We start from the raw sequence: 2,082 nt of genomic DNA, 5'->3' as shown, positions 1-2,082 counted from the left end.
TGAGGATAGGTAACCTGAATTGCCGGATTCATTCCCCCTACCAGAAAGAAGGACCCGGTCGTTCGGTGACATAGTAAGCAAAATCCTCCATTGCCATTTGCAAAGGGATTTCCAAAACATTTTCTTTTCCCGCAATCACCTCTCCTCTTCGTTTGAAAGCGTTTTAATTAAAATAAAAGACTTTTCTTAATTAACTAAATATTATAAAATATATAATAAATAATCAATGTTGGATTACACAATGTTTTTCCGAATAAATTGTTGAGTTCAACATAGGGGAGGTAAAAGAATATTGAAAGACGAAACCGAGCTTCATCATTTAGATCCAGATTCGTTAAAGGTACAGCATGACATGGAAATTCTTATGGAAAGCTTCCGTGTCATCACCTCGACTCTCGAATTAGATGACGTACTTAAGAAAATCATGCATTACGCTATTACTATCTTTAGATCCACAGACGCTGGGTACATCCAACTCTTTGATGAGCGTTCAAAGAAGTTAATCATCAAGTCATACGTCGGATTTAATGAGCAAATAAGTTCCTTTCGAGTAAGTATCGGCGAGTCCATTGTTGGAAAAGTCTATAGAGACGGCTGTGTTCGATTGATTGGAACCACAAAGGAAATTTATGACAGTATGGAAGATTTAAGTGAAGACAATTTCAATATCTTACACGCTGCAGGTGCATCCGAAAGAACCATTAAATCTCTTTTGTCTGTACCTATTATGTTTGGGGGTAAGCGAATTGGTGTCATGACTTTTCATCGCTTTGATCGAGAAGAGTTACCTAGTGAAAGAGATCTTCTGCTTCTTCAAAGCTTTGCCTCTCACGTTGCAGTAGCCATTCACAATGCCCAGCTTCACGAAGAAGTTCAGAAAAACCTGGGTGAAGTCACTCATTTATTAACAAAGCTTGAAGAGACAAATGAGCTATTGCTACAGAGAACTGAAATACATAATCATCTAACGCGGTTATCCATAGAAAACAGGGGGTTGAAATCCATCATCATGGAGATGAATCATTTAATGGAAAAGACGATTATTTATGCGGATTATCTCGAGGGAAAGTGTTATCCCGTTAATAATCTTCCGTTTGAAAAAGTGATTGCAGATCTTTTTGTCCTTTTTCGTACTAAAACAAAGCCAGCTTATGTATCCATTTCTGATCATGATGATATATCCTGTTATGTACATCCTATCCGATCAGGATCGGTATTTTTAGGCTGCCTGATCATAGAAGGAGACGGTCCCTTATCTATGACCGATCGCTTAATTATTGAGCAGGGCGCTCCTACCCTCACTCTGGAAATTATGAAAATCAGATCAAGAACCGATATTTTATATAGGAAAACCTTTGAACAATATCATGAATTCTTAAAAATTAAAAATCCTCTTCAAGCCGAAATGGTAGCAAAGGATTTAGGCATTGATACTCAAAGCTTTATTCAAACCGTTATCATTGAATTGTCCGGAAATGTCGATCCGCATGCTCTTGAAAATGACACCCAGTCCTTTCTAACTCGTCTCAATCGAATCTTATCAGTGGAAAACAGCCTTCTATTTAGCTACAACAATAAAATTATCATTTTTTCCACTACCAATCATGAGGGAGAGCAATCAAGATTCATCAAAATGATTACAGATAGCATTGAACGGTGGAACAAAAGATATACAGTAGTGGCTCAAGCAGGAATCAGTACAGGGCTTTACTATCCTGGGCAAGCGGAGGACAATCATAATAAAGCCGAACAAGCCCTTCTTCACTTGAAGAAACAAAATAAAAAAGGAGTTTTCCATTTTCGCGAAATGGGAATCGGCCGTCTTTTTTTACATCATCAATCAAATGAGATCGAATCATTCTTGGCTGAGACCTTTGCCCTTTTATGGACCGATCAGGAGAAATATAAAGAACTTCTGTATACCCTTATCAGTTACGTCCATAATAATGGCTCTGCGGCAGTAACTGCCAAAGGTCTTCATATTCATCCGAACACTCTATATCACCGAATTAAAAAAATTGAGGACATATTGAAAGTCGATTTTGACAATTATGAGGATTACCTAAAAGTTCAGCTTGCTGT

1 protein-coding gene is annotated in these 2,082 nt (G+C 37.7%); it reads left to right on the top strand.

Going from position 1 to position 2,082, the window contains the following annotated elements:
- Positions 1-292 precede the first annotated feature (292 nt).
- Positions 293-2,082 (top strand): helix-turn-helix domain-containing protein (locus JMM81_RS22485; protein WP_256243792.1); only part of this gene is annotated, 1,790 nt, incomplete at its 3' end.

This window comes from Bacillus sp. V3B, from assembly GCF_024494465.1.
In the GTDB taxonomy this organism is placed as follows: Bacteria; Bacillota; Bacilli; order Bacillales; family Cytobacillaceae; genus Bacillus_BD.
The sequence above is the reverse complement of the archived record's forward strand: the minus strand, read 5'-3'. Positions and strand labels throughout refer to the sequence as shown.